The sequence below is a fragment of the Streptomyces sp. NPDC002520 genome (genome assembly GCF_053595235.1).
In genome coordinates this window covers 91840-116747 of the sequence record NZ_JBSFXG010000027.1, presented here as the reverse complement: position 1 = coordinate 116747, position 24908 = coordinate 91840, and the positions used below count along the sequence as shown (strand labels likewise).

At 71.6% G+C, this 24908-nt stretch carries 21 protein-coding genes and 1 pseudogene; 18 read left to right on the top strand and 4 right to left on the bottom strand.

Going from position 1 to position 24908, the window contains the following annotated elements:
* The first annotated feature begins 114 nt into the window (after positions 1-114).
* The 8 genes and pseudogenes from ACWD5D_RS30995 to ACWD5D_RS30960 all read left to right on the top strand — a co-directional run.
* Complete coding sequence (locus ACWD5D_RS30995; RefSeq protein ID WP_451376080.1) at positions 115-546, top strand: Hsp20/alpha crystallin family protein; 432 nt, start codon at positions 115-117, stop codon at positions 544-546.
* A gap of 103 nt (positions 547-649) precedes the next feature.
* Positions 650-1045, top strand: a complete 396-nt coding sequence (locus tag ACWD5D_RS30990) for a DUF2267 domain-containing protein (protein WP_451376079.1) — start codon at positions 650-652, stop codon at positions 1043-1045.
* A 68-nt stretch (positions 1046-1113) separates the two neighbouring features.
* Positions 1114-1548, top strand: coding sequence for a DUF2267 domain-containing protein (locus ACWD5D_RS30985; RefSeq protein WP_451376078.1), 435 nt, complete (start codon positions 1114-1116; stop codon positions 1546-1548).
* 395 nt (positions 1549-1943) lie between these two features.
* Positions 1944-2858 (top strand): oxygenase MpaB family protein, encoded by a 915-nt coding sequence (locus ACWD5D_RS30980; protein WP_451376077.1) that lies wholly within the window; start codon positions 1944-1946, stop codon positions 2856-2858.
* 58 nt (positions 2859-2916) lie between these two features.
* Positions 2917-4476 (top strand): phytoene desaturase family protein, encoded by a 1560-nt coding sequence (locus ACWD5D_RS30975; protein ID WP_451376076.1) that lies wholly within the window; start codon positions 2917-2919, stop codon positions 4474-4476.
* 194 nt (positions 4477-4670) lie between these two features.
* Positions 4671-5783: an NAD(P)H-dependent flavin oxidoreductase gene (locus ACWD5D_RS30970; RefSeq protein WP_451376075.1), complete on the top strand. Its 1113-nt coding sequence runs from the start codon at positions 4671-4673 to the stop codon at positions 5781-5783.
* An 8-nt stretch (positions 5784-5791) separates the two neighbouring features.
* Positions 5792-7342: an acyl-CoA synthetase gene (locus ACWD5D_RS30965; RefSeq protein WP_451376099.1), complete on the top strand. Its 1551-nt coding sequence runs from the start codon at positions 5792-5794 to the stop codon at positions 7340-7342.
* A gap of 43 nt (positions 7343-7385) precedes the next feature.
* A pseudogene (locus ACWD5D_RS30960) lies at positions 7386-8879 on the top strand (acyl-CoA synthetase); the annotation flags it as partial.
* Between the two features lie 300 nt (positions 8880-9179).
* Here ACWD5D_RS30960 and paaK read toward each other — a convergent pair.
* On the bottom strand, positions 9180-10475 hold the full coding sequence (gene paaK, locus ACWD5D_RS30955; RefSeq protein ID WP_451376074.1) for a phenylacetate--CoA ligase PaaK: 1296 nt from the start codon (positions 10473-10475) through the stop codon (positions 9180-9182).
* Positions 10476-10732: 257 nt separating this feature from the next.
* Between paaK and ACWD5D_RS30950 the strand changes: the two genes are divergently transcribed.
* Together ACWD5D_RS30950 and ACWD5D_RS30945 are read left to right on the top strand one after the other, a co-directional pair.
* A complete protein-coding gene (locus ACWD5D_RS30950; RefSeq protein WP_451376073.1) occupies positions 10733-11605 on the top strand; it encodes an alpha/beta fold hydrolase in 873 nt (290 codons plus the stop codon).
* 38 nt (positions 11606-11643) lie between these two features.
* Positions 11644-11877: an alpha/beta fold hydrolase gene (locus tag ACWD5D_RS30945; protein WP_451376072.1), complete on the top strand. Its 234-nt coding sequence runs from the start codon at positions 11644-11646 to the stop codon at positions 11875-11877.
* Here ACWD5D_RS30945 and ACWD5D_RS30940 read toward each other — a convergent pair.
* Positions 11874-13484 (bottom strand): acyl-CoA synthetase, encoded by a 1611-nt coding sequence (locus ACWD5D_RS30940; RefSeq protein WP_451376071.1) that lies wholly within the window; start codon positions 13482-13484, stop codon positions 11874-11876. The genes ACWD5D_RS30945 and ACWD5D_RS30940 overlap by 4 nt on opposite strands.
* Positions 13485-13664: 180 nt before the next feature.
* Here ACWD5D_RS30940 and ACWD5D_RS30935 point away from each other — a divergent pair, with 180 nt between their 5' ends.
* The 7 genes from ACWD5D_RS30935 to ACWD5D_RS30905 all read left to right on the top strand — a co-directional run bounded on the left by ACWD5D_RS30935 (position 13665) and on the right by ACWD5D_RS30905 (position 19648).
* A complete protein-coding gene (locus ACWD5D_RS30935; RefSeq protein ID WP_451376070.1) occupies positions 13665-14465 on the top strand; it encodes a crotonase/enoyl-CoA hydratase family protein in 801 nt (266 codons plus the stop codon).
* Between the two features lie 29 nt (positions 14466-14494).
* Complete coding sequence (locus ACWD5D_RS30930) at positions 14495-15436, top strand: Zn-ribbon domain-containing OB-fold protein (protein ID WP_451376069.1); 942 nt, start codon at positions 14495-14497, stop codon at positions 15434-15436.
* Positions 15433-16503, top strand: a complete 1071-nt coding sequence (locus tag ACWD5D_RS30925; RefSeq protein WP_451376068.1) for a thiolase domain-containing protein — start codon at positions 15433-15435, stop codon at positions 16501-16503. Before ACWD5D_RS30930 ends, ACWD5D_RS30925 begins: the two co-directional genes overlap by 4 nt.
* Positions 16500-17666 carry a thiolase domain-containing protein gene (locus ACWD5D_RS30920; RefSeq protein WP_451376067.1) on the top strand — a complete coding sequence of 389 codons (1167 nt, stop codon included), beginning with the start codon at positions 16500-16502 and terminating at the stop codon, positions 17664-17666. Before ACWD5D_RS30925 ends, ACWD5D_RS30920 begins: the two co-directional genes overlap by 4 nt.
* 82 nt (positions 17667-17748) lie before the next feature.
* Complete coding sequence (locus tag ACWD5D_RS30915) at positions 17749-17991, top strand: DUF397 domain-containing protein (RefSeq protein ID WP_451376066.1); 243 nt, start codon at positions 17749-17751, stop codon at positions 17989-17991.
* A gap of 148 nt (positions 17992-18139) precedes the next feature.
* A complete protein-coding gene (locus ACWD5D_RS30910; protein ID WP_451376065.1) occupies positions 18140-19039 on the top strand; it encodes a universal stress protein in 900 nt (299 codons plus the stop codon).
* A 111-nt stretch (positions 19040-19150) separates the two neighbouring features.
* Positions 19151-19648 carry a hypothetical protein gene (locus ACWD5D_RS30905; protein WP_451376064.1) on the top strand — a complete coding sequence of 166 codons (498 nt, stop codon included), beginning with the start codon at positions 19151-19153 and terminating at the stop codon, positions 19646-19648.
* A 16-nt stretch (positions 19649-19664) separates the two neighbouring features.
* On the opposite strand, the gene ACWD5D_RS30900 is transcribed toward ACWD5D_RS30905, so the two are convergent.
* Both ACWD5D_RS30900 and ACWD5D_RS30895 read right to left on the bottom strand, forming a co-directional pair.
* Complete coding sequence (locus ACWD5D_RS30900; protein WP_451376063.1) at positions 19665-21641, bottom strand: N-acetylmuramoyl-L-alanine amidase; 1977 nt, start codon at positions 21639-21641, stop codon at positions 19665-19667.
* Between the two features lie 284 nt (positions 21642-21925).
* Positions 21926-23071: an aminoglycoside phosphotransferase family protein gene (locus tag ACWD5D_RS30895; protein ID WP_451376062.1), complete on the bottom strand. Its 1146-nt coding sequence runs from the start codon at positions 23069-23071 to the stop codon at positions 21926-21928.
* Positions 23072-23386: 315 nt separating this feature from the next.
* Here ACWD5D_RS30895 and ACWD5D_RS30890 point away from each other — a divergent pair, with 315 nt between their 5' ends.
* The gene (locus tag ACWD5D_RS30890; protein ID WP_451376061.1) at positions 23387-24877 is read left to right on the top strand and encodes a DNA-binding protein NsdB; all 1491 of its coding nucleotides are present in this window, start codon (positions 23387-23389) and stop codon (positions 24875-24877) included.
* Positions 24878-24908 lie beyond the last annotated feature (31 nt).

Here is a 24908-nt window from a genome sequence, read left to right as displayed (position 1 = left end):
GATGGTCATCCTTTGGACGACGCCATGTTTGTCATCCATTGGATGACATGTTACAACGGTGTCAGTGAGGCGCATTGGCAGCAATCTGCCTGAACTACCTGGAGGTGTTTTCCAATGTTGATGCGCACTGACCCCTTCCGTGAGCTGGACCGGCTGGCCCAGCAGCTGATGGGCCCGGGCACCTGGTCCAGGCCGTCTCCGATGCCGATGGACGCCTACCGCGAGGGCGACCAGTACGTGGTGGCCTTCGACATCCCCGGCGTCAGCGCGGACGCGATCGACATCGACGTCGAACGCAACATGCTGACCGTCAAGGCCGAGCGCCGGCCCGTGACGAAGGCCGACGACGTGCAGATGGAGCTGTCGGAACGGCCGCTGGGCGTCTTCTCCCGCCAGATCGTGCTCGCCGACACGCTGGACACCGAGCACATCCAGGCCGACTACGACGCAGGCGTGCTCACCCTGCGCATCCCGATCGCCGAGCGCGCCAAGCCCCGCAAGATCTCCATCGGCGTCGGAACCGGCCACAAGGAGATCTCCGGCTGAGCCGGACCCGATGAGGGGTGAACAGCGGCGGAGGACGGGTATCTGATCTCCCCCTCGCCCGTCCTCCGCACCCCGTGGACCTGAGGAAGGGGTGACAGCCGACGTGACAGTGCGACGAGAAGCGTTCCTCGACCACGTGAAGGAACGCGGCGATTACGACACCCCGCAGGAAGCCGAGCGCGCGGCCCGTGTGGTGCTCGCCCTGCTGGGCGCACACCTGGTGGGCGAGGTACGCGCCCAGCTCGCGGCGCGTCTGCCGGACGACTTCGCCCTGATCCTGCTCAACCCGCTGCAGAGCGCCGAGCCGCTGCCCCCGGAGCGGTTCGTGCGCGCGACCGCGGCCTGGATCGAAGGGGCCACCGAACACACCGCCGCCTGGGACGTCAGCGCCGTCCTGTCCACGGTCGCCGACGCCACCGGCGACGACCTCCTCAAAGAGATCCTGCTCCAGCTCCCCGCGGGCTACGACCTCCTCTTCGGCCGCCCCCAGCCCACCTGACCACCCAACCCCGGTGACCGCACCCCGGCCACCACGACCCTGGTGACAGAAAGGCAACCACCGCAGTGATGTCCGACCAGAGCGCGCCGCTTCAGCAGCCCTACGGCAGGGCGTACGAGCACATGCTGGAGAGGGTCCGCTACGAAGGCGCCTACCCCGCCCGGGAGAAGGCCGAGGAAGCCGTCCGCCTCGTTCTTGCGGGACTGGGACGCCAGCTGACCGGCGACGAACGCGTCGAACTGGCAGCCCGCCTCCCCGTCGAAGCGGCACGCATCCTCACCGCCCAGATCCCCGACACTCAGCCGCTGGGTGGCTGGGCCTTCGTCAAGGACCTCGCCGCCCGCACCGGCGCATCCCTGGCCACCACCCGCTGGGACACCGGATCCGTCTTCTCCGCCGTCGCGGCCTACGCGGGCCCTGACCTGCTGACCCGCATCCTGCGCCAGCTCCCCTCCGGCTACGCGCTGCTGTTCGGCCGCGCCGAACTCACCCAAGCCGCATAGGCGGGCCGCGCCTTTCCGGCGCCACAGTGTGCCGGTGACCGTGACGCGTACACGCGCAGCAAAGGCTGCACAGCGCGTCACGGTCACCGGCATCATGCTGACGACCTCTCACAGTCCGGAGGGTGTCCGCACAGTTGGTGAGACCTGTGTGAGAGCTCTTTAGACGACGAAGCCCCGCCGGGATGCTCCTGCCAGGGACCAGGATGCGGTAGAGGCCAAGCTCGTCGAAGAACGTCGTGCCGTAGCGCTCAGGCGGGTGACGCGGCAGGTGATCTCGTCGAGTTCGGCGGGCATCGAGTCGATCTCGGTACGCAGCCGGGCGCACGCCTCGAGTGCGCCGCCGCGGGGACAATGAAAGCGGTGGGGCGGCTTCCCGGCGGATCGCGGAGGTGCTCGTGGGGCTGCGGACCCGGATCGCCGACGAGCTCAAGGCGACCGTGCACGGCGGGGATCTCAAGCTGGAGCGGTACGAGGGGCCGGCCGGTGACCGGGGGCTGCTCGGGATCACCCCGGGCGATCCGGCCTGGCGGGTGCACGGGCATCCGGCCGGCATGCTCGCCGGGGGATTCGCGGCGCTGATGCTGCAGACGCTGCACCCGCTGGCCATGGCCGGCGTCGACCAGCACTCGGACTTCCGGACCGACCCGATCGGCCGGCTCGTCGGCACCGCCCGGTTCGTCACCACGACGACCTTCGGCTCCACGGCGGCAGCGCAGGATGCGATCGCTCTGGTGCGGCGGATCCACACCCGGGTGCGCGGTACCGCCCCGGACGGACGGCCGTACCGCGCCGACGACCCCGAGCTGCTCACCTGGGTGCACACCGCTGAGGTGCGCAGCTTCCTGGCGGGCTACCAGGCGTACGCGCCGCGGCGGCTGCGGCTCACGCCCGCCGAGTGCGACACGTACTACGGCCAGGTCGCTCCGGTCGCCGAGATGCTCGGCGCGCGGGACGTGCCGCGCACCGTGGGGGAGGTGGAGGGCTACCTGACCCGTATGCGTCCGCAACTGCGGGTGACACCGGCCGCGTCGGAATCCGTGCGGTTCCTGCGTGGCTTCGGCCGGACGGGGCGTGAGCGGCTGGTCGTGCGCGTGCTGATGAACGCCTCGGTGGGGCTGCTTCCCGAGTGGGCGCGGGCCGAACTGGGCATGCACCGGCCGGCCGCGGTCCGCTCCTGGTGGGACCGGCCGGTGGCGACGGCGGTGGGCCGCACGATCGAGTGGGCGCGAGGCCCGTCCGAGATCCACGCCGCGGTGCGGCGCAGGCTGGCCTCGGTGCCGACGGCGACCGGGCCGGGTGGCCGACCTTGATCAAGTCGGGCCGCGCCCACCTCTGGTCGTCGTAGATCGTCGCGTGTTACGAAGAACCATGTCTGCAAACGAAGGAACCCGGACGTACGACGCCGTCATCGTCGGTGGGGGGCACAACGGTCTGGTCGCCGCCGCCTACCTGGGCCGGGCGGGCCGTTCCGTGCTGGTGCTGGAACGCCTCGACCACACCGGCGGCGCCGCCGTCTCCACCCGCCCGTTCGCCGGCGTCGACGCGCGACTGTCCCGCTACTCCTATCTGGTCAGCCTGCTGCCGCGGAAGATCGTGAGCGATCTCGGCCTGGACTTCCGGGTGCGCGGACGCACCATCTCGTCGTACACCCCCGTGGAGCGCGCCGGAGGGGCCACCGGGCTGCTCGTCGGCGGCGGCGAGGAGCGCACCCGGGAAGCCTTCGCCCGGCTGACCGGCGGCGAGCGCGAGTACGCGTCCTGGCAGCGCTTCTACGGCATGACCGGCGAGGTCGCCCAGCGGGTCTTCCCGACCCTCACCGAGCCCCTGCCCACGCGGGAGGAACTGCGCCGCCGCGTCGACGACGAGGCCGCCTGGCGGGCGCTGTTCGAGGAGCCGATCGGCGTCGCCATCGAGGAGACCTTCGCCGACGACCTGGTGCGGGGTGTGGTCCTCACCGACGGTCTGATCGGCACGTTCGCCGACGCCCACGACGCCTCCCTCGCCCAGAACCGCTGCTTCCTGTACCACGTCATCGGCGGCGGCACCGGCGCCTGGGACGTGCCCGTCGGCGGCATGGGCGCCCTCACCGACGCGCTGGCCGCGGCGGCGCGGCAGGCCGGAGCGGTCATCGAGACCGGGCACGAGGCGCTGCGCATCGACACCGACGGGCAGAGGGCCGAGGTCACCTACCGCACCGCCGACGGCGAAGGGGTCGCCGCCGCCCGCCACGTCCTGGTGAACGCCTCGCCGCAGGCGCTGGCCGCCCTGACGGGGGACATCGCCCCGGAGCCCGCCGAGGGCGCGCAGCTCAAGGTGAACATGCTGCTCAAGCGGCTCCCCAGGCTGCGCGACAGCTCGGTCGACCCCCGCGAGGCCTTCGCCGGCACCTTCCACATCGCCGAGGGGTACCAGCAGCTGGCCACCGCCCACGCCCAGGCCGCGGCGGGCGAACTCCCGGCCGCACCGCCGTCGGAGATCTACTGCCACTCGCTGACCGACCCCAGCATCCTCGGACCCGAGCTCGCCGCCGCGGGCTACCAGACGCTCACCCTCTTCGGCCTGCACGTCCCGGCCCGGCTCTTCGCCCGGGACAACGACGCGGTCCGCGAGGAGCTGCTGAAGTCCACCCTCGCCCAGCTCGACGCGCACCTCGACGAACCCGTCGCGGACTGCCTGGCCACCGACGCCGACGGTCGCCCCTGCGTCGAGGCCAAGACCCCGCTCGACCTCGAACGCGACCTGCGCCTGCCCGGCGGCAACATCTTCCACCGCGCCCTGTCCTGGCCCTACGAGCAGGAGGGCACCGGGCGTTGGGGCGTGGAGACCCGGCACGGCAACGTCCTGCTGTGCGGCGCCGGCGCGGTGCGCGGCGGCGGCGTGAGCGGCGTGCCGGGGCACAACGCGGCGATGGCCGCACTGGAGGGGTAGCGCCGCGCAGGGGAGCGGGAGCTGCGCGCGACCGCCGCGCAGGGCTTCGGCGGGGTGCCCCGGTTCAGGGCACCCCGCATCCTGTCGGCAGCGCCGACCCGGAAACAGGTCTGGCAGCGCCATCCCGGCAAGGAATCTGACGGTGCATCAGAAAAAGCCTTCCGTCGTCCGCACGACTGCGGCATCCTGCGCGCATGCAGACGGAGCTGAGCAAGAGACTGGGAATCGAGCACGCCGTCTTCGGCTTCACACCGTTCCCGGCCGTCGCCGCGGCCATCAGCCGGGCCGGCGGTCTCGGAGTGCTCGGCGCGGTCCGCTACACCGCCCCCGACGACCTCAAGCGGGACCTCGACTGGATCGAGGCGCACGTCGAGGGCAGACCGTACGGGCTGGACGTGGTGATGCCGGCGAAGAAGGTCGAGGGCGTCAGCGAGGCCGATGTCGAGGCGATGATCCCCGAGGGGCACCGGCAGTTCGTGCGGGACACCCTCGCCAAGCACGGGGTGCCGGAACTGGCCGAGGGCGAGGCGTCCGGGTGGCGCATCACCGGCTGGATGGAGCGGGTCGCCCGCACCCAGCTCGACGTCGCCTTCGACTACCCGATCCGGCTGCTCGCCAACGCGCTCGGCTCACCTCCCGCCGACGTCGTCGCCCGCGCTCACGAGAGGGGCGTGCTCGTCGCCGCGCTCGCGGGCAGCGCCCGGCACGCCCGCAAGCACCAGGAAGCGGGCATCGACATCGTCGTGGCCCAGGGCTACGAGGCCGGCGGCCACACCGGGGAGATCGCCTCCATGGTGCTGACCCCCGAGGTCGTGGAGGCGGTCGATCCGCTGCCCGTGCTGGCCGCCGGCGGCATCGGCAGCGGACAGCAGGTGGCGGCCGCCCTCACCCTCGGCGCGCAGGGTGTGTGGCTGGGCTCCATATGGCTGACCACCACAGAGGCCGACCTCCACTCGCCCGCCCTGAACCGCAAACTCCTCGCCGCCGGGTCCGGGGACACCGTCCGCTCCCGCGCCCTGACCGGGAAACCGGCCCGCCAATTGCGGACCGAGTGGACCGACGCCTGGGACGACCCGGCCGGACCCGGCACCCTGCCCATGCCGCTGCAGGGCCTGCTGGTCGCCGAGGCCGTCTCCCGCATCCAGAAGCACGAGGTCGAGCCGCTGCTCGGCACCCCCGTCGGCCAGATCGTCGGCCGGATGAACTGCGAGCGCAGCGTCCAGGCCGTCTTCGACGACCTCACCCGCGGCTTCGAGCAGGCCGTCGACCGCGTCAACCACATCGCCGGAAGGAGCGGCCGGTCGTGACCGCACCCGTGAGCACACCCCCCGCCGGCTTCTGGGCCCAGGCCGCCCAGGACCCCGACCGTACGGTCCTGATCGCCCCCGACGGCGAGCCCTGGACCGCGGGACGCCTGCACGCCGCCGCCAACCAGCTCGTCCACGGACTGCGCGCGGCCGGCCTCCGGCGCGGCGACGCCTTCGCCGTCGTCCTGCCCAACGGCGTCGAGTTCTTCACCGCCTACCTGGCCGCCTCCCAGGCCGGCTTCTACCTCGTTCCCGTCAACCACCACCTGGTCGGACCCGAGATCGCCTGGATCGTCGCCGACTCCGGCGCCAAGGTGCTGATCGCGCACGAGCGGTACGCCTCCGCCGCCCGCGCCGCCGCCGACGAGGCCGGCCTCCCCGCCACCCACCGCCACGCCGTCGGCGAGGTCGAAGGCTTCCGGTCGTACGCCGAACTCCTCGACGGACAGCCAGAGTCGGCGCCCGCCGACCGCACGCTCGGCTGGGTCATGAACTACACCTCCGGCACGACCGGACGCCCGCGCGGCATCCGCCGCCCGCTGCCCGGAAAGCCCCCCGAGGAGGCCTACCTCGGCGGGTTCCTCGGCATCTTCGGCATCAGGCCGTTCGACGACAACGTCCATCTCGTCTGTTCGCCGCTTTACCACACGGCCGTCCTCCAGTTCGCGGGCGCGTCCCTGCACATCGGCCACCGCCTGGTCCTCATGGAGAGGTGGACACCCGAGGACATGCTCCGCCTCATCGACAGCCACCGGTGCACGCACACCCATATGGTCCCGACCCAGTTCCACCGGCTGCTGGCACTCCCGGACGAGGTGCGGGCCCGCTACGACGTGTCGTCGATGCGGCACGCCATCCACGGCGCCGCTCCCTGCCCGGACCACGTCAAGCGGGCCATGATCGACTGGTGGGGGACCTGCGTGGAGGAGTACTACGCGGCCAGCGAGGGCGGCGGTGCCTTCGCCACCGCCGAGGACTGGCTGAAGAAGCCCGGCACGGTCGGCAGGGCCTGGCCCATCAGCGAACTCGCCGTCTTCGACGACGACGGCAACCGGCTCCCGCCCGGCCGGCTGGGCACCGTCTACATGAAGATGAGCACCGGCGCCTTCTCGTACCACAAGGATGACGCCAAGACCCGCAAGAACCGCATCGGCGACTACTTCACCGTCGGCGACCTCGGCTACCTCGATGAGGACGGCTACCTCTTCCTCCGCGACCGCAAGATCGACATGATCATCTCCGGCGGGGTCAACATCTACCCGGCCGAGATCGAGTCCGCGCTGCTCGCCCACCCCGCCGTCGCCGACGCCGCCGCCTTCGGCATCCCGCACGACGACTGGGGCGAGGAGGTCAAGGCCGTGGTGGAAGCCGCCCCCGGACACGAACCGGGGCCCGCCCTCGCCGCCGCCCTCCTCGACCACTGCGGCCGGCTGCTCGCCGGCTACAAGTGCCCCAAGACCGTGGACTTCATCGCCGAGATGCCCCGCGACCCCAACGGCAAGCTGTACAAGCGACGGCTGCGGGAACCGTACTGGGAGGGGCGAGGCCGGTCGGTGTGAGGCCTCTTGACCAGTCGGTCGGCCGGCCCGAAGATCGGCTGTCATGACGCAGGGACACGGCAGCACGGTCGACGGGGTGCTGCGACGCAGCGCCCGGCGCACCCTGGCGCGCGTCGCGCTGGAGTACCGCGAACGCACCTGGACGTACGAGGAACTCGACGACGCCGTCTCGCGCGCCGCCGCCCTGCTGCTCGCCCAGGGCGTCGGCCCCGGCGACCGCGTCGGTGCCTACGGCCACAACTCCGACGCCTACCTGATCGCCTTCCTGGCCTGCTCCCGCGCGGGTCTGGTCCATGTGCCGGTCAACCAGAACCTGACCGGCGACGACCTGGCGTACATCGTCGGCCAGTCGGGCAGCACGCTCGTGCTCGCCGACCCGGACCTCGCCGGCCGACTCCCGGACGGGGTACGGGTGATGTCCCTGCGGGACGCGGAGGGCTCCCTCCTCGCCCGGCTGACGGACACACCGCCGTACGACGGGCCCGAACCGCGCACCGAGGACCTGGTGCAGTTGCTGTACACCTCCGGGACCACCGCGCTGCCCAAGGGCGCGATGATGACCCACCGGGCGCTGGTGCACGAGTACCTGAGCGCCATCACCGCCCTCGACCTGAGCGCCGGCGACCGGCCCGTGCACGCGCTGCCGCTGTACCACTCGGCGCAGATGCACGTCTTCCTCCTGCCGTACCTCGCGGTCGGCGCGACCAGCATCCTCCTGGACGCGCCGGACGGCGACCGCCTCTTCGACCTGATCGAAGCGGGCCGCGTGGACAGCCTGTTCGCGCCGCCCACCGTATGGATCGGCCTGGCGAACCGCCCCGACTTCGCCACCCGCGACCTGAGCGGCCTGCGCAAGGCCTACTACGGCGCCTCGATCATGCCGGTGCCCGTGCTCAGCCGGCTGCGTGAGCGGCTGCCCGGGCTCGCCTTCTACAACTGCTTCGGGCAGAGCGAGATCGGCCCCCTGGCCACCGTCCTCGCCCCCGACGAGCACGAGGGGCGGCTGGACTCCTGCGGCCGTACCGTGCTGTTCGTGGACGCCCGTGTGGTCGACGACAAGGGCGAGGACGTCCCCGACGGCACCCCCGGCGAGATCGTCTACCGCTCACCACAGCTGTGCGAGGGCTACTGGGACAAGCCCGAGGAGACCGCCGAGGCCTTCCGGGGCGGCTGGTTCCACTCCGGCGACCTCGCGGTGCGGGACGCGGACGGCTACCTCACGATCGTCGACCGGGTGAAGGACGTCATCAACTCCGGTGGGGTGCTGGTGGCTTCACGCCAGGTCGAGGACGCGCTCTACACCCATACGTCCGTCGCCGAGGCGGCCGTGATCGGCCTGCCCGACGAGCAGTGGATCGAGGCCGTCACGGCGGTCGTCGTCCCGTATGGCGAGGTGACGGAGGCCGGGCTCATCGCGCACGTACGCGAGAAGCTCGCCTCCTTCAAGGCGCCCAAGCGGGTGGTGTTCGTGTCCGAGCTGCCGCGCAACGCCAGCGGCAAGATCCTCAAGCGGGAACTGCGGGAGCGGTTCGGCGACCAGCAGGGTCTTTCGGATCTGTCGACGGGGACCTCATCGGGTGGCCGGCTCCTCCGCGACGTCCCTACGGTTGGTGGCATGGCACACAACACTGGGGATCCGGAAACGATCACCCTGGAGATGGCCGTACAGATTCGTACGTGGCGAGTCGATGAGGACTTCTCCTTCCGCGCCGTGGCCCAGGCCGCGTCCGACCTGTGGGGCTCCGGACACGGCAGCAACCAGCTGTACGGCGAGGACCTCTGCGTGACCGCGGCGAGGATGCTGGGCGAGAACCCCAACCGGGAACCGTGGAACTAGCTAGCGCGGCCGCAGATCCACGATCCGGCGGATCTTGCCCACCGACCGCTCCAGCGACTCCGGCTCCACGATCTCCACGGCCACGGACACGCCGACACCGTCCTTCACGGCCGCGGCGATCGACACGGCCGCCGCGTCCCGCGCCTCGGGTGTGGCGCCGGTGCGGGCCTCGGCCCGCACCGTGAGTGCGTCGAGGCGGCCCTCCCGGGTCAGGCGCAACTGGAAGTGCGGCGCCACGCCGGGTGTACGCAGCACGATCTCCTCGATCTGGGTCGGGAACAGGTTGACCCCGCGAAGGATCACCATGTCGTCGCTGCGCCCGGTGACCTTCTCCATCCGGCGGAACGCGCGGGCCGTGCCGGGCAGCAGCCGTGTCAGGTCCCGGGTCCGGTACCGGACGATCGGCATGGCTTCCTTGGTCAGCGAGGTGAAGACCAGCTCTCCCTGCTCGCCCTCGGGCAGCACCTCACCCGTGATCGGATCGACGATCTCCGGATAGAAGTGGTCCTCCCACACATGGAGTCCGTCCTTGGTCTCCACACACTCCTGGGCGACACCCGGGCCTATCACCTCGGACAGCCCATAGATGTCCACGGCGTCGATCGCGAACCGCTCCTCGATCTCGCGCCGCATCTGCTCGGTCCAGGGCTCGGCGCCGAAAATGCCCACCCGCAGCGAGGTGGTGCGCGGATCCACGCCCTGCCGTTCGAACTCGTCCAGCAGCGTCAGCATGTAGGACGGGGTGACCATGATGACGCGGGGCTCGAGATCCCGGATCAGCTGCACCTGGCGGGAGGTCATGCCGCCGGACGCGGGGACGACCGTACAACCCAGGCGTTCGGCGCCGTAGTGGGCGCCCAGGCCGCCGGTGAACAGCCCATAGCCGTAGGCCACATGCACCACGTCGCCGGGCCGTCCGCCCGCCGCGCGGATCGAGCGGGCCACCATGTCGGCCCACACGGAAAGGTCGTTGTCCGTGTAGCCGACCACCGTGGGCAGCCCCGTCGTGCCGCTGGAGGCATGGAGGCGGCGCACACGTTCCCGCGGCACGGCGAACATGCCGTACGGGTAGTTGTCGCGGAGGTCGGTCTTGGTGGTGAAGGGGAAGTGGGCGAGATCGGCGAGCGAACGACAGTCCTCGGGGCGGACACCGGCCTTGTCGAAGGACGCGCGGTAGAAGGGCACGTGGTCGTAGGCGTGCCGCAGCGAGGCGCGCAGCCGCTCCAGCTGCAGTTCCCGCAGCTCCTCCGGCCCCAGCCGCTCGCCCGCGTCGAGCAGGTCCGTCGCATCCGCCATCGGGACGTCTCCCTCGTCAGCCGTACAATCCGGACGACCGATCATTCGGTCGAACTGTTCGGGGCCAGTAATTCAGGCCATCCGGGTTCAGGCAAGAGGCCGGCCCGGAATTTTCCCACCGGACCGTGCCGGAAACGGGCTCGTGGAGGTGCGGACGAGGGATCGCCCGGTCGGTGTCCGCCCGGGATCCGCCGTCGTCTCGGCCCCACACGCAAAGGCGTTGCGGCACGGTGCCCCGGAACGGGATGATCGCGCGCATGCCGACCTTCACCACAGCCGACGGCACCCGGCTCGCCTACCACCTCCGGGGCGAGGACGAGGGCGCACCGCTCGCCGTGCTGCCCGGCGGCCCCATGCGGGCCTCCGCCTACCTCGGTGATCTTGGCGGGCTGGCCGGACATCGCCGCCTCGCCCTGCTCGACCTGCGGGGCACCGGTGACTCCGCCGTGCCGGCTGACCCGGCGACGTACCGCTGCGACCGGATGGTCGAGGACGTGGAGATGTGGCGCGCCCACATGGGTCTGGAGCACATGGATCTGCTCGCCCACTCGGCGGGCGCCTGCCTGGCGCTGCTCTACGCGGCCCGCCACCCGCACCGGATCCGGCGGCTCGTCCTGGTCACGCCGAACCTCTCGGCTCTCGGTCTGCGGGCCACGCCCGAGGACCGGCTGGCCGCGGCCCGGCTCCGGACGGGCGAGCCGTGGTTCGCCGAGGCGTTCCCCGCGTTCGAGGCGTGGCTCACGGAGGGCGCGGACTTCGACGAGGTGTTCCTGCCGTTCTTCTACGGCCGCTGGGACGACGCCGCCCGCGCGCACACGGAGCCCGAGGAGGAGCAGACGAACGACGAGGCCGCCGACCGGTACTCCGGCGAGGGCGCCTTCGCCCCGGACGCCACCCGGGCCGCCCTCGCCGCCCTGAACGCGCCGGTCCTGCTGTACGCCGGTGAGGTCGACGGCTCGCCGCGCCCCGACGCCACCCGTCGCTCCGCCGAGGCCTTCCCGAACGCCGAGGTCACGGTCCAGCCGGGCGCCGCCCACTATCCGTGGCTGGACGACCCGCAGCACTTCGTCCGCAGCGCTCTCGCCTTCCTCGACGACACCACGGGCGCCGCTCCGCCGTCGGCGAAGTAGACCTCGCGGTCGCGGACCGGCCCGCTGGCGTGCCCCACATGGACACCGCTCTCCCGTACACCGTCGAGGCGAACGGCATCACCCTGGCCTGCCGCAGCTGTGGCCCGCAGGACGCGCCGCCCGTCCTGGGTCATCTCCCGCAGGACGAGGTCGCGCGGCTGGCGGAGCTGATCCCGGACACCCGGATGGTGACCGTCGACGCCGGGCACCTGGTGCACGAGACGCGGCCGGAGGAGTACCTCGCCGTGCTGGAGCCGTTCCTGTACGGCTAACGGTCCGCCGTCACCGCCACCTCCCGTGCCCACCGGTAGTCGGCCTTGCCGCTCGGGGAGCGCCGGATGGAGTCCGTGATCACCAGCTGGCGGGGGATCTTGTAGCCGGCCAGCCGGGTCCGGCAGTGGTCCTGGATGTCGGTCAGGGAGGGGTGCGCGGCGCCCTCGCGCAGCTGCACCACGGCCGCCACATGGTTGCCCCACGTGGCGTCCGGCACCCCGGCGACCAGCGCGTCGTACACGTCCGGATGGGCCTTGAGGGCCTGCTCGACCTCCTCCGGGTACACCTTCTCGCCCCCGGTGTTGATGCACTGCGAGCCCCGGCCGAGGACGGTGACCACGCCCTCCTCGTCCACCGTCGCCATGTCGCCGAGCAGCACCCAGCGCCGCCCGCCCTTCTCGAAGAACGTCTCCGCCGTCTTCCGCGGGTCGTTGTAGTAGCCGAGCGGGACGTGGCCGCACTGCGCGACCCGGCCGACCTCGCCGACGGTGACCGGTTCGCGCGTGGCCGGATCCACCACCTGCGTACGGGAGTTGACCCGGATGCGGAAACCCCGCTCGGGTCCCGAGTCTTCCGTCGCCGTCCCGTTGAAACCGGACTCGGACGAGCCGAAGTTGTTCAGCAGCAGGGCGTTCGGGACGAGTTCGCGGAACTGCCGGCGCACCGTCTCCGACATGATGGCGCCGGACGAGGAGACGCTGAACAGTGCCGAGCAGTCCGTTCCCTTCAGCGGGCCGCTGAGGGCGTCGATGAGCGGCCGGAGCATCGCGTCGCCGACCAGGGACATGCTGGAGACCTTCTCCTTCGCCACGGTCCGCAGCACCTCCTCCGGCACGAACCTGCGGTGCAGGACGACCCGTTGACCGAAATTGAAGCCGATGAAGGCGGTGAGGGTGGACGTGCCGTGCATCAGCGGGGGAGTGGGGAAGAAGGTGATCCCGGACCCGCCCGCCGCGACCCGCTCCGCCAGCTCCTGTGGCGTCTTCACCGGTTCACCCGTCGGCGCTCCGCCACCCAGGCCCGCGAAGAACAGGTCCTCCTGACGCCACATCACCCCCTTGGGCATGCCGGTCGTGCCGCCCGTGTAGATGATGAACTGGTCGTCTCCCGACCGGGCCGGAAAGCCCCGGCCGGGCGATCCGGCCGCCTCCGCCCGCGCGAACGGCACCGCGCCCGGGACGTCTCCCGGCGTGCCCACCCGCACCAGGTGCCTGAGCCCCGGGGTGCGCGGCAGCGCCGCCGCCACCCGGTCGGCGAACTCCGCGTCGAAGACCAGGGCGACCAGATCCGCGTCCCGGTAGAGGTAGACCAACTCCTCTTCCAAATAACGGTAGTTGACGTTGACCGGGACGATCCTCGCCTTCAGGCAGGCCAGCACCGTCTGCAGGTATTCGACACCGTTGTACAGATGCAGGCCCAGGTGTTCCCCGGGGCGTATCCCGCTGTCGATCAGATGATGGGCGACGCGGTTCGCGGCCGCGTCAAGCTCCCCGTACGTCAGCCGGCGTTCCGCGCCCGTACCTGGATGGTCGACGTACACGAGCGCCTCGCGGTCCGGGACCACGTCGACGACCGACTCGAACAGGTCGGCAATGTTGTACTCCACCGCTCCTCCTGACCCTGGGCAGTCCGGCCTGGCAGCTGTCGGTCCGCCGGTCATCAGAGCAAAGGGCGGCGCAACTGTGAAGGGTGCGCGCGAATAAATCTGACTGGCTGTCAGAAAACCCTTGAAGTGCCTCCGCCGCTCCTGCAACCTGTTCTCGTTCTTACCGAGGGGAGATGGCCCATGGGTGGGACCGAACACCTCACCGTGCAGCGCGAAGGCGCCACACTGGTACTCACGCTCAACCGGCCCGAAGCGAAGAACGCGCTCTCGCTGCCGATGCTCGTCGGCCTGTACGACGGCTGGATCGAGGCCGACGAGGACGACACGATCCGCTCGATCGTGCTCACCGGCGCCGGTGGCGCCTTCTGCGCCGGCATGGACCTCAAGGCCCTGGCCGGGGACGGCATGGCCGGACAGCAGTACCGGGACCGGCTCACGGCCGACCCCGACCTGCACTGGAAGGCCATGCTGCGCCACCACCGCCCCCGCAAACCGGTGATCGCCGCCGTCGAGGGCTACTGCGTGGCAGGCGGCACCGAGATCCTTCAGGGCACCGACATCCGGGTCGCCGGCACGTCCGCGACCTTCGGGCTCTTCGAGGTCCGGCGCGGCCTGTTCCCGATCGGCGGCTCGACGGTGCGGCTGCAGCGCCAGATCCCGCGCACCCACGCCCTGGAGATGCTGCTCACCGGGCGTCCGTACAGCGCGGAGGAGGCCGAGCGCATCGGGCTGATCGGGCACGTCGTCCCCGACGGCACCGCGCTCGCCGAGGCGCTGCAGATCGCCGAGCGGATCAACGCCTGCGGGCCGCTCGCCGTCGAGGCCGTCAAGGCGTCGGTGTACGAGACCGCCGAGCTGACCGAGACCGACGGCCTCGCCGCCGAACTGGCGCGCGGCTGGCCGGTCTTCGACACCGCCGACGCCAAGGAAGGCACCCGCGCCTTCGCCGAGAAGCGGCCCCCCGTCTACAAGCGCGCGTGACCCTTTGGACCACAGAAGGAGCAACCCCGATGCCCGAACTCCTCAGAGCCCCCCTCGTGGTCGAGTTCCCCTTCACCCGGTCCCTCGGCCCCGTCCAGAGCGCCTTCCTCACCGGGCTGCGCGAACGCCGGGTCCTCGGGGTGAGAACCGCCGACGGCCGCACCCTCGTCCCGCCCGTGGAGTACGACCCCGTCACCGCCGAGGAGATCAGCGACCTCGTCGAGGTCGCCCCCACGGGCACGGTCACCACCTGGGCCTGGAACCACGAACCCCGTCGCGGCCAGCCCCTGACCACCCCCTTCGCCTGGGTCCTGGTCCGCCTCGACGGCGCCGACACCGCCCTGCTGCACGCCCTGGACGCCCCGGGTCCTCAGGCCGTGCACACCGGCATGCGCGTCCGTGTCCGCTGGGCCGAGGAGCGCTCCGGGGCCATCACGGACATCGCCTGCTTCGAGCCGTACGAAGGGGCGCAGGACCGGGTGAGCGGGCACAGCGGGGAGTTCGAGGACCCGGTCACCGGCATCGTCGCCGCCGCCCGCCTCGACTACACATACTCGCCCGGCCGCGCCCAGTCCGCGTACATCGGGTCACTTTCCGAACAGCACATCGTCGGCGAGCGCTGCCCGTCCTGCCGCAAGGTGTACGTCCCGCCCAGGGGTGCGTGCCCCACATGTGGCGTCGCCACATCCGAACGGGTCGAAGTGGGGCCCGGCGGCACCGTCACCACCTTCTGCATCGTCAACATCAAGGCCAAGAACCTCGACATCGAGGTGCCCTACGTCTACGCGCACATCGCCCTCGACGGCGCGGACCTCGCCCTGCACGCCCGCATCGGCGGCATCCCCTACGACGAGGTGCGCATGGGACTGAGAGTCGAGCCGGTGTGGACGCCCGGTGCGCGCCACCCGGATCACTACCGGCCGACCGGCGAACCCGACGCCGACTACGACACCTACAGGGAGCTGCTGTGACCAGCGAGGGAACACCGGGCGCCCGGGACATCGCCGTCGTCGCCTTCGCACAGACCGACCACCGGCGCACCACGGACGAACTCTCCGAGGTCGAGATGCTCATGCCGGTGCTGCACGACGTCCTGGCGCAGACCGGTCTGAAGACCGCCGACATCGGCTTCACCTGCTCCGGCTCCAGCGACTACCTCGCAGGCCGCGCCTTCTCCTTCACCCTCGCCCTCGACGGGGTCGGCGCCTGGCCGCCCATCTCCGAGTCGCACGTCGAGATGGACGGCGCCTGGGCGCTGTACGAGGCGTGGATCAAACTGCTCACCGGAGAGGCCGACACAGCCCTCGTCTACTCCTACGGCAAATGCTCACCCGGCTCGGTCCGCGACGTCCTGACCCGGCAGCTCGACCCGTACTACGTCGCCCCGCTGTGGCCCGACTCAGTGGCTCTGGCCGCGCTGCAGGCACAGGCCCTCATCGACGCCGGCGACACCGACGAAGGGGCCCTCGCCGCCATCGGCGCACGCAGCCGGACCGACGCGGCCGCCAACCCGCACGCCCAGCTCACGGGCCAGGTCCCCCAAGGGGACTACGTCGTACAGCCCCTGCGCACCGGCGACTGCCCGCCCGTCGGCGACGGCGCCGCCGCCGTCGTCCTCGCGGCCGGCGAACGCGCCCGCGAGCTGTGCGAGCGGCCCGCCTGGATCCGGGGCATCGACCACCGCATCGAGGCCCACGCCCTGGGCGTCCGCGACCTCACCGACTCCCCGTCCACCCGGCTCGCCGCCGAACGCGCCGGCGCCTTCGAACGGCCCGTCGACACGGCCGAGCTGCACGCCCCCTTCACCGCGCAGGAGATCGTGCTGCGCAAGGCGCTCCGGCTCGACGACAGTGTGCGCGTCAACCCCTCCGGCGGCGCGCTTGCTGCCAACCCCGTCATGGCCGCCGGACTCATCCGCATCGGCGAGGCCGCCGCCCGCATCCACCGCGGCACCTCCGACCGCGCTCTCGCCCACGCCACCTCCGGCCCCTGCCTCCAGCAGAACCTGGTCGCCGTACTCGAAGGGGATCCACGATGAGCAAGGAGCCCGTGGCCGTCACAGGCGTCGGCCAGACCAGGCACGTGGCCGCCCGCCACGACGTGTCGATCGCCGGACTCGTGCGGGAGGCCGCCCAGCGAGCCCTCGAGGACGCCGAGTTGACGTGGGCCGACATCGACGCCGTCGTCATCGGCAAGGCGCCCGACTTCTTCGAGGGCGTGATGATGCCCGAGCTGTACCTCGCCGACGCCCTCGGCGCGGTCGGCAAGCCCATGCTCCGGGTGCACACCGCCGGCTCGGTCGGCGGGTCCACCGCGCTGGTCGCCGCGAACCTCGTCGCGGCCCGCGTCCACCGCACCGTCCTCACCCTCGCCTTCGAAAAACAGTCCGAGTCCAACGCCATGTGGGGCCTGTCCCTGCCCATCCCCTTCCAGCAGCCCCTCCTCGCCGGCGCCGGCGGCTTCTTCGCCCCGCACGTCCGCGCCTACATGCGACGCAGTGGCGCCCCCGACACCATCGGCTCCCTCGTCGCCTACAAGGACCGGCGCAACGCCCTGAAGAACCCGTACGCCCACCTGCACGAGCACGACATCACCCTGGAGAAGGTCCAGGCCTCGCCCATGCTCTGGGACCCCATCCGCTACTCCGAGACCTGCCCGTCCTCCGACGGCGCCTGCGCCATGGTCCTCACCGACCGCGCCGGAGCCGCCCGCGCGCCCCGGCCGCCCGCCTGGATGCTCGGCGGCGCCATGCGCAGCGAACCGACCCTCTTCGCCGGCAAGGACTTCGTCTCCCCGCAGGCCGGCAAGGACTGCGCCGCCGACGTCTACCGGCAGGCCGGCGTCACCGACCCGCGCCGCGACGTCGACGCCGTCGAGATGTACGTCCCGTTCTCCTGGTACGAGCCCATGTGGCTGGAGAACCTCGGCTTCGCGGCCGAGGGCGAGGGCTGGAAGCTCACCGAGTCCGGCGTCACCGAACTCGACGGCGACCTGCCCGTCAACATGTCGGGCGGCGTGCTCTCCACCAACCCCATCGGCGCCTCCGGCATGATCCGCTTCGCCGAGGCAGCCCTCCAGGTGCGCGGCCGGGCCGGAGAACACCAGGTGGACGGCGCCCGGAAAGTGCTCGGTCACGCCTACGGCGGCGGTTCGCAGTTCTTCTCCATGTGGCTCGTGGGATCCGAGCCGCCCGACTCCTGAAAGGTCCTCAGGACATGGCCTGTCGGCCGTCGTGAGCGGTCGCTAGGCTGACCGCGCACGACGAACCGGGAGGAGCACGGACGTGGCCGAGAGCATCACCCAGCAGCAGCCGCTGATGGGCTGGGACAAGCCGGAACTGGACCTCAGCAACGCGAAGTGGCAGTCCAGCAGCCGAGGGCAGGGCGATGTCCAGATCGCCTTCGTCGAGGGGTTCATCGCGATGCGTAACAGCGGCCGCCCGGAAAGCCCGTCCCTGATCTTCACCCCCGCCGAGTGGGGTGCCTTCGTCTCCGGGGCGCGCGAGGGCGAGTTCGACCTGACCTGACTCGATCCGGCGGACCTGCCGCGCGAGCCGAACCGGGGAGTTCCGGTCGTATTTCCGGACACGCGACCGCTCACGTCCTGTCGGGGCCGCCGCTTGAGCGAGGCTGGCCCCAGCACGGGGGAAGCTCGTACACCGGAGGTGAACAACGATGAGCGCTGCGCCGGTCATCGCCGCGGTCGACGGATCCGAGGACAGCCTGCGCGCCCTGGAGTGGGCGCTGGAGACCGCCCGCCGCCGCGCGGCACCACTGCGCGTGGTGCACGTACGGCAGTACGCGGCCTGGGGCCAGGCCGACGTCCTGGTCGCCGGACCGCCCGACCAGGGTGGCGACCCGGTTCTCGACGAGGTGCGCGCCCGGCTGGGCGAGCGCGCCGGTACACCGGCCGTGGAGTATGTCGCGGTGGAGGGGGTGCCGGGCGCGGTTCTGCGCGAATTCGGCGCCGACGCACAGCTGTTGGTGCTCGGTTCGCGCGGCCGGGGCGGTTTCGCCAGTCTGCTGCTGGGCTCCACCGGGCTGGCCGCGGCCCGGGACGCCGCGTGCCCCGTGGTGATCGTGCCCCGGCCCGGCCGCGAGGTCCACGGCGAGGGCACCCCCGAACCCGGGCCCCGGGTCGTCGTCGGCCTGCACGTCGACAGTCCCGACGAGGCCGCGCTCGACTTCGCCTTCGCCGAGGCCGCCCTGCGCGGGGCACGCGTCCAGGTGATCGCGGCCTATCCGTGGCCCGTGCAGACGTGGGCGGCCGGCCAGCTGGTGGTCCCGCTCGTCGAGCAGGAGGCCGTGGAGAGCGAGACCCGGTCTCTCGCCGAGGGCTACCTCGGCCCGCCGCGCACCCGGCATCCCGAGGTCCGCGCCGTCACCGAGGCGCTGCCCGGCGACGCGGCCGGCCACCTCGTCGCCGCCTCCCGGGGCGCCGACCTGGTCGTCGTCGGCCGCCATCGGCGCCGCCTGCTCGTCCCGGCCCGCATGATGGGCTCGGTCGCCCAGGCCGTCCTGCTGCACGCCGCGAGCCCCGTGGCCGTCGTACCGCCGGCCCCTTCGCAGGAGTGACACCGCCGGCCCCGTGCACCGGCCACGCTCCGTGACGGACACGCCCGCACGGGCGACACCGAGGCGGCGCCCGCACGTCGTCGAACATGCCCGGGCACGTACCATGGCGGCATGTCGTTCCTCCGCCGCCGCAGCGCCACTCCCGCCGGTCCCGACTTCGACGTGCTGGCCATGGACCCGGGCGACTGGCCGGGCAATCTCGGCGCGGGCCTGCTGCCCGCCCCTGACGGCACCTGCCAGGGCGTCTTCCTGCGCTACGACCTGTTCGGCGGCCGCGGCCCCGCCATGATCATCGGCAATCTCCCCGAGGGATCCCCGGCCCGGGACGTCGTCGAGGGCGAGATCCCCTTCGAGGTGGGCCAGCTCCTCCTCGCGCTGGAGAACGACGAGGAGGTCACCGTCGTCAGTACCGAGGACACCCCCGTCCTGCAGGGCGACAATCTCCTGATCGTGCGCCGTCTGAAGCTCTCCGAGAGCCGTATCTCCTGCGTGCAGTTCGACCGCAGCGACGGCGTCCTGGTGACCATCGCCGCCTGGGACCGCCCCATCACCGACGACCTGTACGCCCTGCTGAAGCCGCTCCCGGCGGAGCTTTTCCAGCAGGGCTGAACAGGGCCCGTCCGGGCTAGCCGGCGGATCCCTCCAGACGGACGTCCGCCGCACGGACGAACGCCACCCGGTGGCCGTACTGGATCTCGTAGTACAGGTCCTTGCCGATCACGACCCGGTGCGAGTCGGTGGTGAAGGTGACCGCGTAGTAGTACTGGCCCGGCATCGCGTCACCGACCACGTACTTCTGCCCCGCCGCAATGGTGTACGGCAGCGGCACCACCGACTGCGCGGGGACACCCGCCGGGTAGGCCTCCTTCTCCGGGTACGCGCGGCCGTACACCGGGACGCTCGCCAGACCGTCCTTCGGGGTGACCAGCAGACCGGACGCCGGCACGGCCGTCTTCTCCTTGGCCGGGTTCCGGAACCAGGCCTTCTGCCCCAGGTACCAGATCGCCGTCCAGTCGCCCCAGCTGTCGGCCAGCGCGAACTGCTGCCCGGTGGAGACCCGCGAGGACAGGTCGTTCACCCCGTCGGTCGGGGCGGTCTTCACACCGATGTCCTTGATCAGCGGCGCGTTCACGTCGTGGTCGGAGTACAGCCGCACCTCGCTGGAACCGTGCGCCGTGCAGGGCACGCCCCGGGTGGTGCAGCCCGAGTACACCGGCTGGTTCGTCGCGTAGTCCGGCAGGATCGTCACCAGTGCGGCGTGACTGCCGCCCGTGCGCTCGAAGGGGTGGCCGAGCAGCTCGAAGTAGTGCCGCCAGTCCCAGTACGGACCAGGGTCCGTGTGCATGCCGGGAATGGTCGACGTGGTCGGCCCCGGCACGTTGTCGTGGCCCAGGATGTGCTGCCGGTCCAGCGGGATGCCGTACGCATGGGCCAGGTACTTCACCAGCCGCGCCGAGGACCGGTACATCGCCTCCGTGTACCAGGCGTCCGGCGCGGCGAGGAAGCCCTCGTGCTCGATGCCGACGGACCGGGCGTTGACGTCCCAGTTGCCCGCGTGCCAGGCCACGTCCTTCGCCTTGACGTGCTGGGCGATCAGCCCGTCGGTGGAGCGGATGGTGTAGTTCCAGGACACATAGGTGGGGTCCTGGATCAGGTTCAGCACCCCGTCCCACGCGCCCTCGGTGTCATGGATGACGATGTACTTGATGCTCTGCGAGAGGGGGCGGTCACCCAGATCGTGGTTGCCGTAGTCGTTGTCCCCGAACTCCTCGTACGGCGCCGGGATCGACACACAGGACACGGAGTTCGGGCATTCGACGCCGTCGTCCGCCGCCGCGGTGCGCAGGCCGGTCCGGCGCAGCTGCGTGGTGTCGGCGTCCAGTCGCGGCCGCGCGGCCAGCGTGACCAGCTGGCCGTCGTCCGTGGTGCGCTCCTCGCCGGTGCGCAGCACGTCGTACACGTCGTTCGCGTACGCCGCCGCGGTCGCGCTGTCGTCGGCGCCGGAGAAACGGGCCACCGCGCCGTACCAGGCGGCCGGGTCGGCGCTCAGCGACTCGCCCATGTCCTTCTGGGCCGCGGCGAGCAGCGCGGCACCGCCGGCCACATTGGAGGCCGGGTCGGTGCGCAGCCGGTTTGCCGGGATGCCGGTCAGCTCGGCCGCCCTGGGCAGCGTCCTGAGGCGGGCAGGGAGTGCCGCGCCGCTCGGGACCTTGATCTCCGGGTGCAGGGCCGCGCGGGCGCTGTCACCGCGGGCGTCCTCGGTGCCCTCCGCGAAGTGCTCGGTGGTGGCGAGGGCGGTACGGGCGTCGGTGAGGTGCATCGGGCCGTAGCCACCGGTCACGCTGGGCGCCCCGGCGTGCGAGTCCCAGCGGGACTGGAGGTAGGAGACGGCCAGCAGGACGCTCTGCGGCACGTGGTACTCGGCGGCGGCGGTGGCGAAGGCCTGCTGCAAGTGGCCTGCCGAGGACGAGTCGGTCGCGCTCTGGGCCGGGGCGGCGCCGAGCAGGGGCAGCAACAGCGCGGCGGAGGCGAGTGTGCCGGCGGTGCGCCGCAGATGTCTGTGGCCGGGGGCGGATGTGGGGTCGGTGGCGGATCCTCGCAAGGCGACCTCCTGGGACGGGCGGGCGTGGCGGGGCGTGCGGGGCCGAGCTGGCTCTGTGGTACCGGCTTGCCGACGATCCGTCAATGATGCCCCCAGGATGGTGAATTCCCATGTCACGTAGGGGGTCGGCGAGTTTCGCGGCGGCGGGGCGCGGGCCTGCGGGGCATCACTGGTGTACACCAGTGGTTCTCGTGGCAGGCGTCGTACGGCCGCCGCGACGGGGCCGGGCACACGAAGGCCCGCGGTGCGCCGCCGCTCTGGCGCACCGCGGACCCGTCGCCCCGTCAGCGCGTGCCGACCGCCGCTCGGACGGCCCGTCGGGCCATCTGGCAGTCGTCGTGCAGCCGCCGCAGCAGCAGCCGCTGTTCCTCGCCGGACGGCACGGCACCCGGGTGGGCCGTGCCCGGTGCCGCCGGGGCCGTGTCGTGCATCGAACGCTGCACGGCCGTCTCGTACGTACGGATCTCCCGGGTGAGCAGCAGCATCAGGTTCACCAGGAAGGCGTCCCGGGAGGCCGGGCCCGCCGACTGGGCGATCTGGCTGATCTGGCGCCGGGCCACCGGAGCGTCCCCGAGGACCAGCCACAGTGTCGCCAGGTCGTACCCCGGCAGATACCAACCCGCGTGCTCCCAGTCCACCAGTACCGGACCGGCCGGTGAGAGCAGGATGTTGGAGAGCAGGGCGTCGCCGTGGCAGAACTGGCCCATGCCCTGGCGGCCGGCCGAGTGCGCGATGCCGTGCAGCAGCTTCTGCAGGTCGCCCAGGTCCCGGTCGGTCAGCAGCCCCAGTTCGTGGTACCGGGAGATGCGGGCCGCATAGTCCAGCGGGGCGTCGAAGGTGCCCGCCGGGGGCCGCCATGCGTTCAGCCGGCAGATGGCGCCGAGCGCGGCCCGGATGTCGGGGCGGGGCGGCGCCTCCAGCGGATGCCGCTGCAGCGCCGCCACCCGGCCCGGCATGCGCTCGATCACCAGGGTGCAGTTGTCCGGGTCCGCCGCGATCAGTCTCGGCACCCGCACGGGCGGCCGGTGCCGGACGAACGAGCGGTATGCGGCTATTTCGTGGCGGCCGCGTTCCGCCCAGGCGGGGGAGTGGTCCAGGAGACACTTGGCCACGGCCGTGCTGCGTCCGGTCGTCCCGATCAGGAGGACGGACCGCCCGCTGCGGCGCAGCACCTGCACCGGAGTGAACTCCGGGCAGATCCGGTGCACCGACGCGATCGCGGTGCGCAGCTGCGCTCCCTGCGGGCCGGACAAGTCGAGTCTTCCACTGACCGGTTGGGGACCGGACGGGCCGGGGACGCGCCGTGGTCTGCCCGCGCCCAGCACGGGGGCTCCCGGTCGCGCCGCCGGGTCGAGGTACGGTCCGCCGCCCGCCGGGCGGGGACGCAGCGGCCGGGGCGGAGCGGACACGGAGGACGATGCTGCGTACATGGGAGATACAGATCCCTTCGTGTGCCTGCGGTGCCTGGCTGTGGGCCGCCTTCGAAGCGTGCTGTCGAACGCGTCCCTCAAAGTGCTTGCTTCGGATGCGAACGCCGTCCCGGCCCGGTCGCCCGGGTGCACCCTGGGGAATGCACCTGCCGTAGCGAATTACCGAAGGCGACCGGGTCGGGGTGGCTCGTTCCTAACTGACACCCGATGGCCACTGGCACACCATCTGGCGCACCCTGGCGAACCGTGGCGAATAGTCGCCCGGCAACCTCCACGGGGCTAGTGTCAACTCAGCCGAGTACCTGGGGGCTTGACGTGAGCGGACAACCCAACACCCGTCTCTGCGACCTGTTCGGCCTGGCCGGCTGGTCGAAGGGCGAACTCGCGAGGCTGGTCAACAAGCAGGCGGCGGCCATGGGCCACCCTCAGCTGTCGACCGACACCTCACGGGTGCGGCGTTGGATCGACATGGGAGAGATCCCGCGCGATCCCGTGCCGCAGGTGCTGGCGGCTCTGTTCACCGAGCGTCTCGGCCGTGTCGTGACCATCGAGGACCTCGGTCTGGTGCGGCACGGGCGTACGGGAAAACGGCAGCGCGACGGGAATGCGGAACATCCCGACGCAGTGCCGTGGGCGCCCGAGCGGACCGCCGCGGTCCTCACCGAATTCACGGGAATGGACCTCATGCTCAACCGACGCGGCTTGGTGGGCGCGGGTGCAGCGCTCGCCGCGGGATCCACACTCAGCAGCGCCATGTACGACTGGCTGCACACCGACCCGACCCTGAAGGCCGACGCCCCTGTCGTCCACGATCCCCTGCACGCCGACCTCGCTGGGTTCGACCGCTACGAGGCCGCCCCCATCGGGTCGCAGGAGATCGAGGAACTGGAGCGTTCGGTCGACGTGTTCCGCGCCTGGGACGCGGCCCGCGGCGGCGGGCTCCAGCGCAAGGCGGTCGTGGGCCAGCTCAACGAGGTGGGCGGCATGCTCGCCTACCACCACCCATCCCATCTCCAGCGGCGTCTGTGGGGCGTCGCCGCCAACCTCGCCGTCCTCGCGGGCTGGATGTCGCACGACGTCGGCCTGGAGCCCACGGCCCAGAAGTACTTCGTCATCGCCGCCCACGCGGCCCGCGAGGGCGGTGACCGGCCGCGTGCCGGGGAGGCCCTGTCCCGGGCGGCCCGGCAGATGGTGCACCTCGGCCGGCCCGACGACGCGCTGGACCTGATGAAGCTCGCCCAGACCGGTGCGGGGGAGCGCCTCCAGCCGCGGACGAAGGCGATGTTCCACACCATCGAGGCCTGGGCACAGGCGTCCATGGGCAAGGGTCAGGCGATGCGCCGCACGCTCGGGCACGCGGAGGATCTCTTCGTCTCCGACCGTCAGGACACCGAGGCCCCGGGCTGGATGCAGACCTTCAAGGACGAGGACCTGTACGGCATGCAGGCGCTCGCCTACCGCACCCTCGCCGAGTTCGATCCGACGGCGGCGGCCCTCGCCCAGTACTACGCGGAGAAGGCCCTGTCCCTGCGCATCGACGGGCGGGAGCGGTCGAAGATCTTCGACCATCTCTCCATGGCCTCGGCCTGCTTCATCGCCGACGACCCCGAACAGGCGGACCGCTACGCACGGCTCGCGCTGATGTCGATGGGGTCCAACTCGTCCCGTCGCACCTGGGACCGGCTGCGGCAGATGTACCGGCTCACCGCGGAGTACGCCGGCTACCCGAAGATCCACGAGTTGCGTGAGGAGATCCTGCTCGCCCTGCCGAGGGCGAGGAAGAGCGACGACAGCGCACAGGCCTAGGGGGCCTGTGCGCCAGGTGCTCCATCGACAA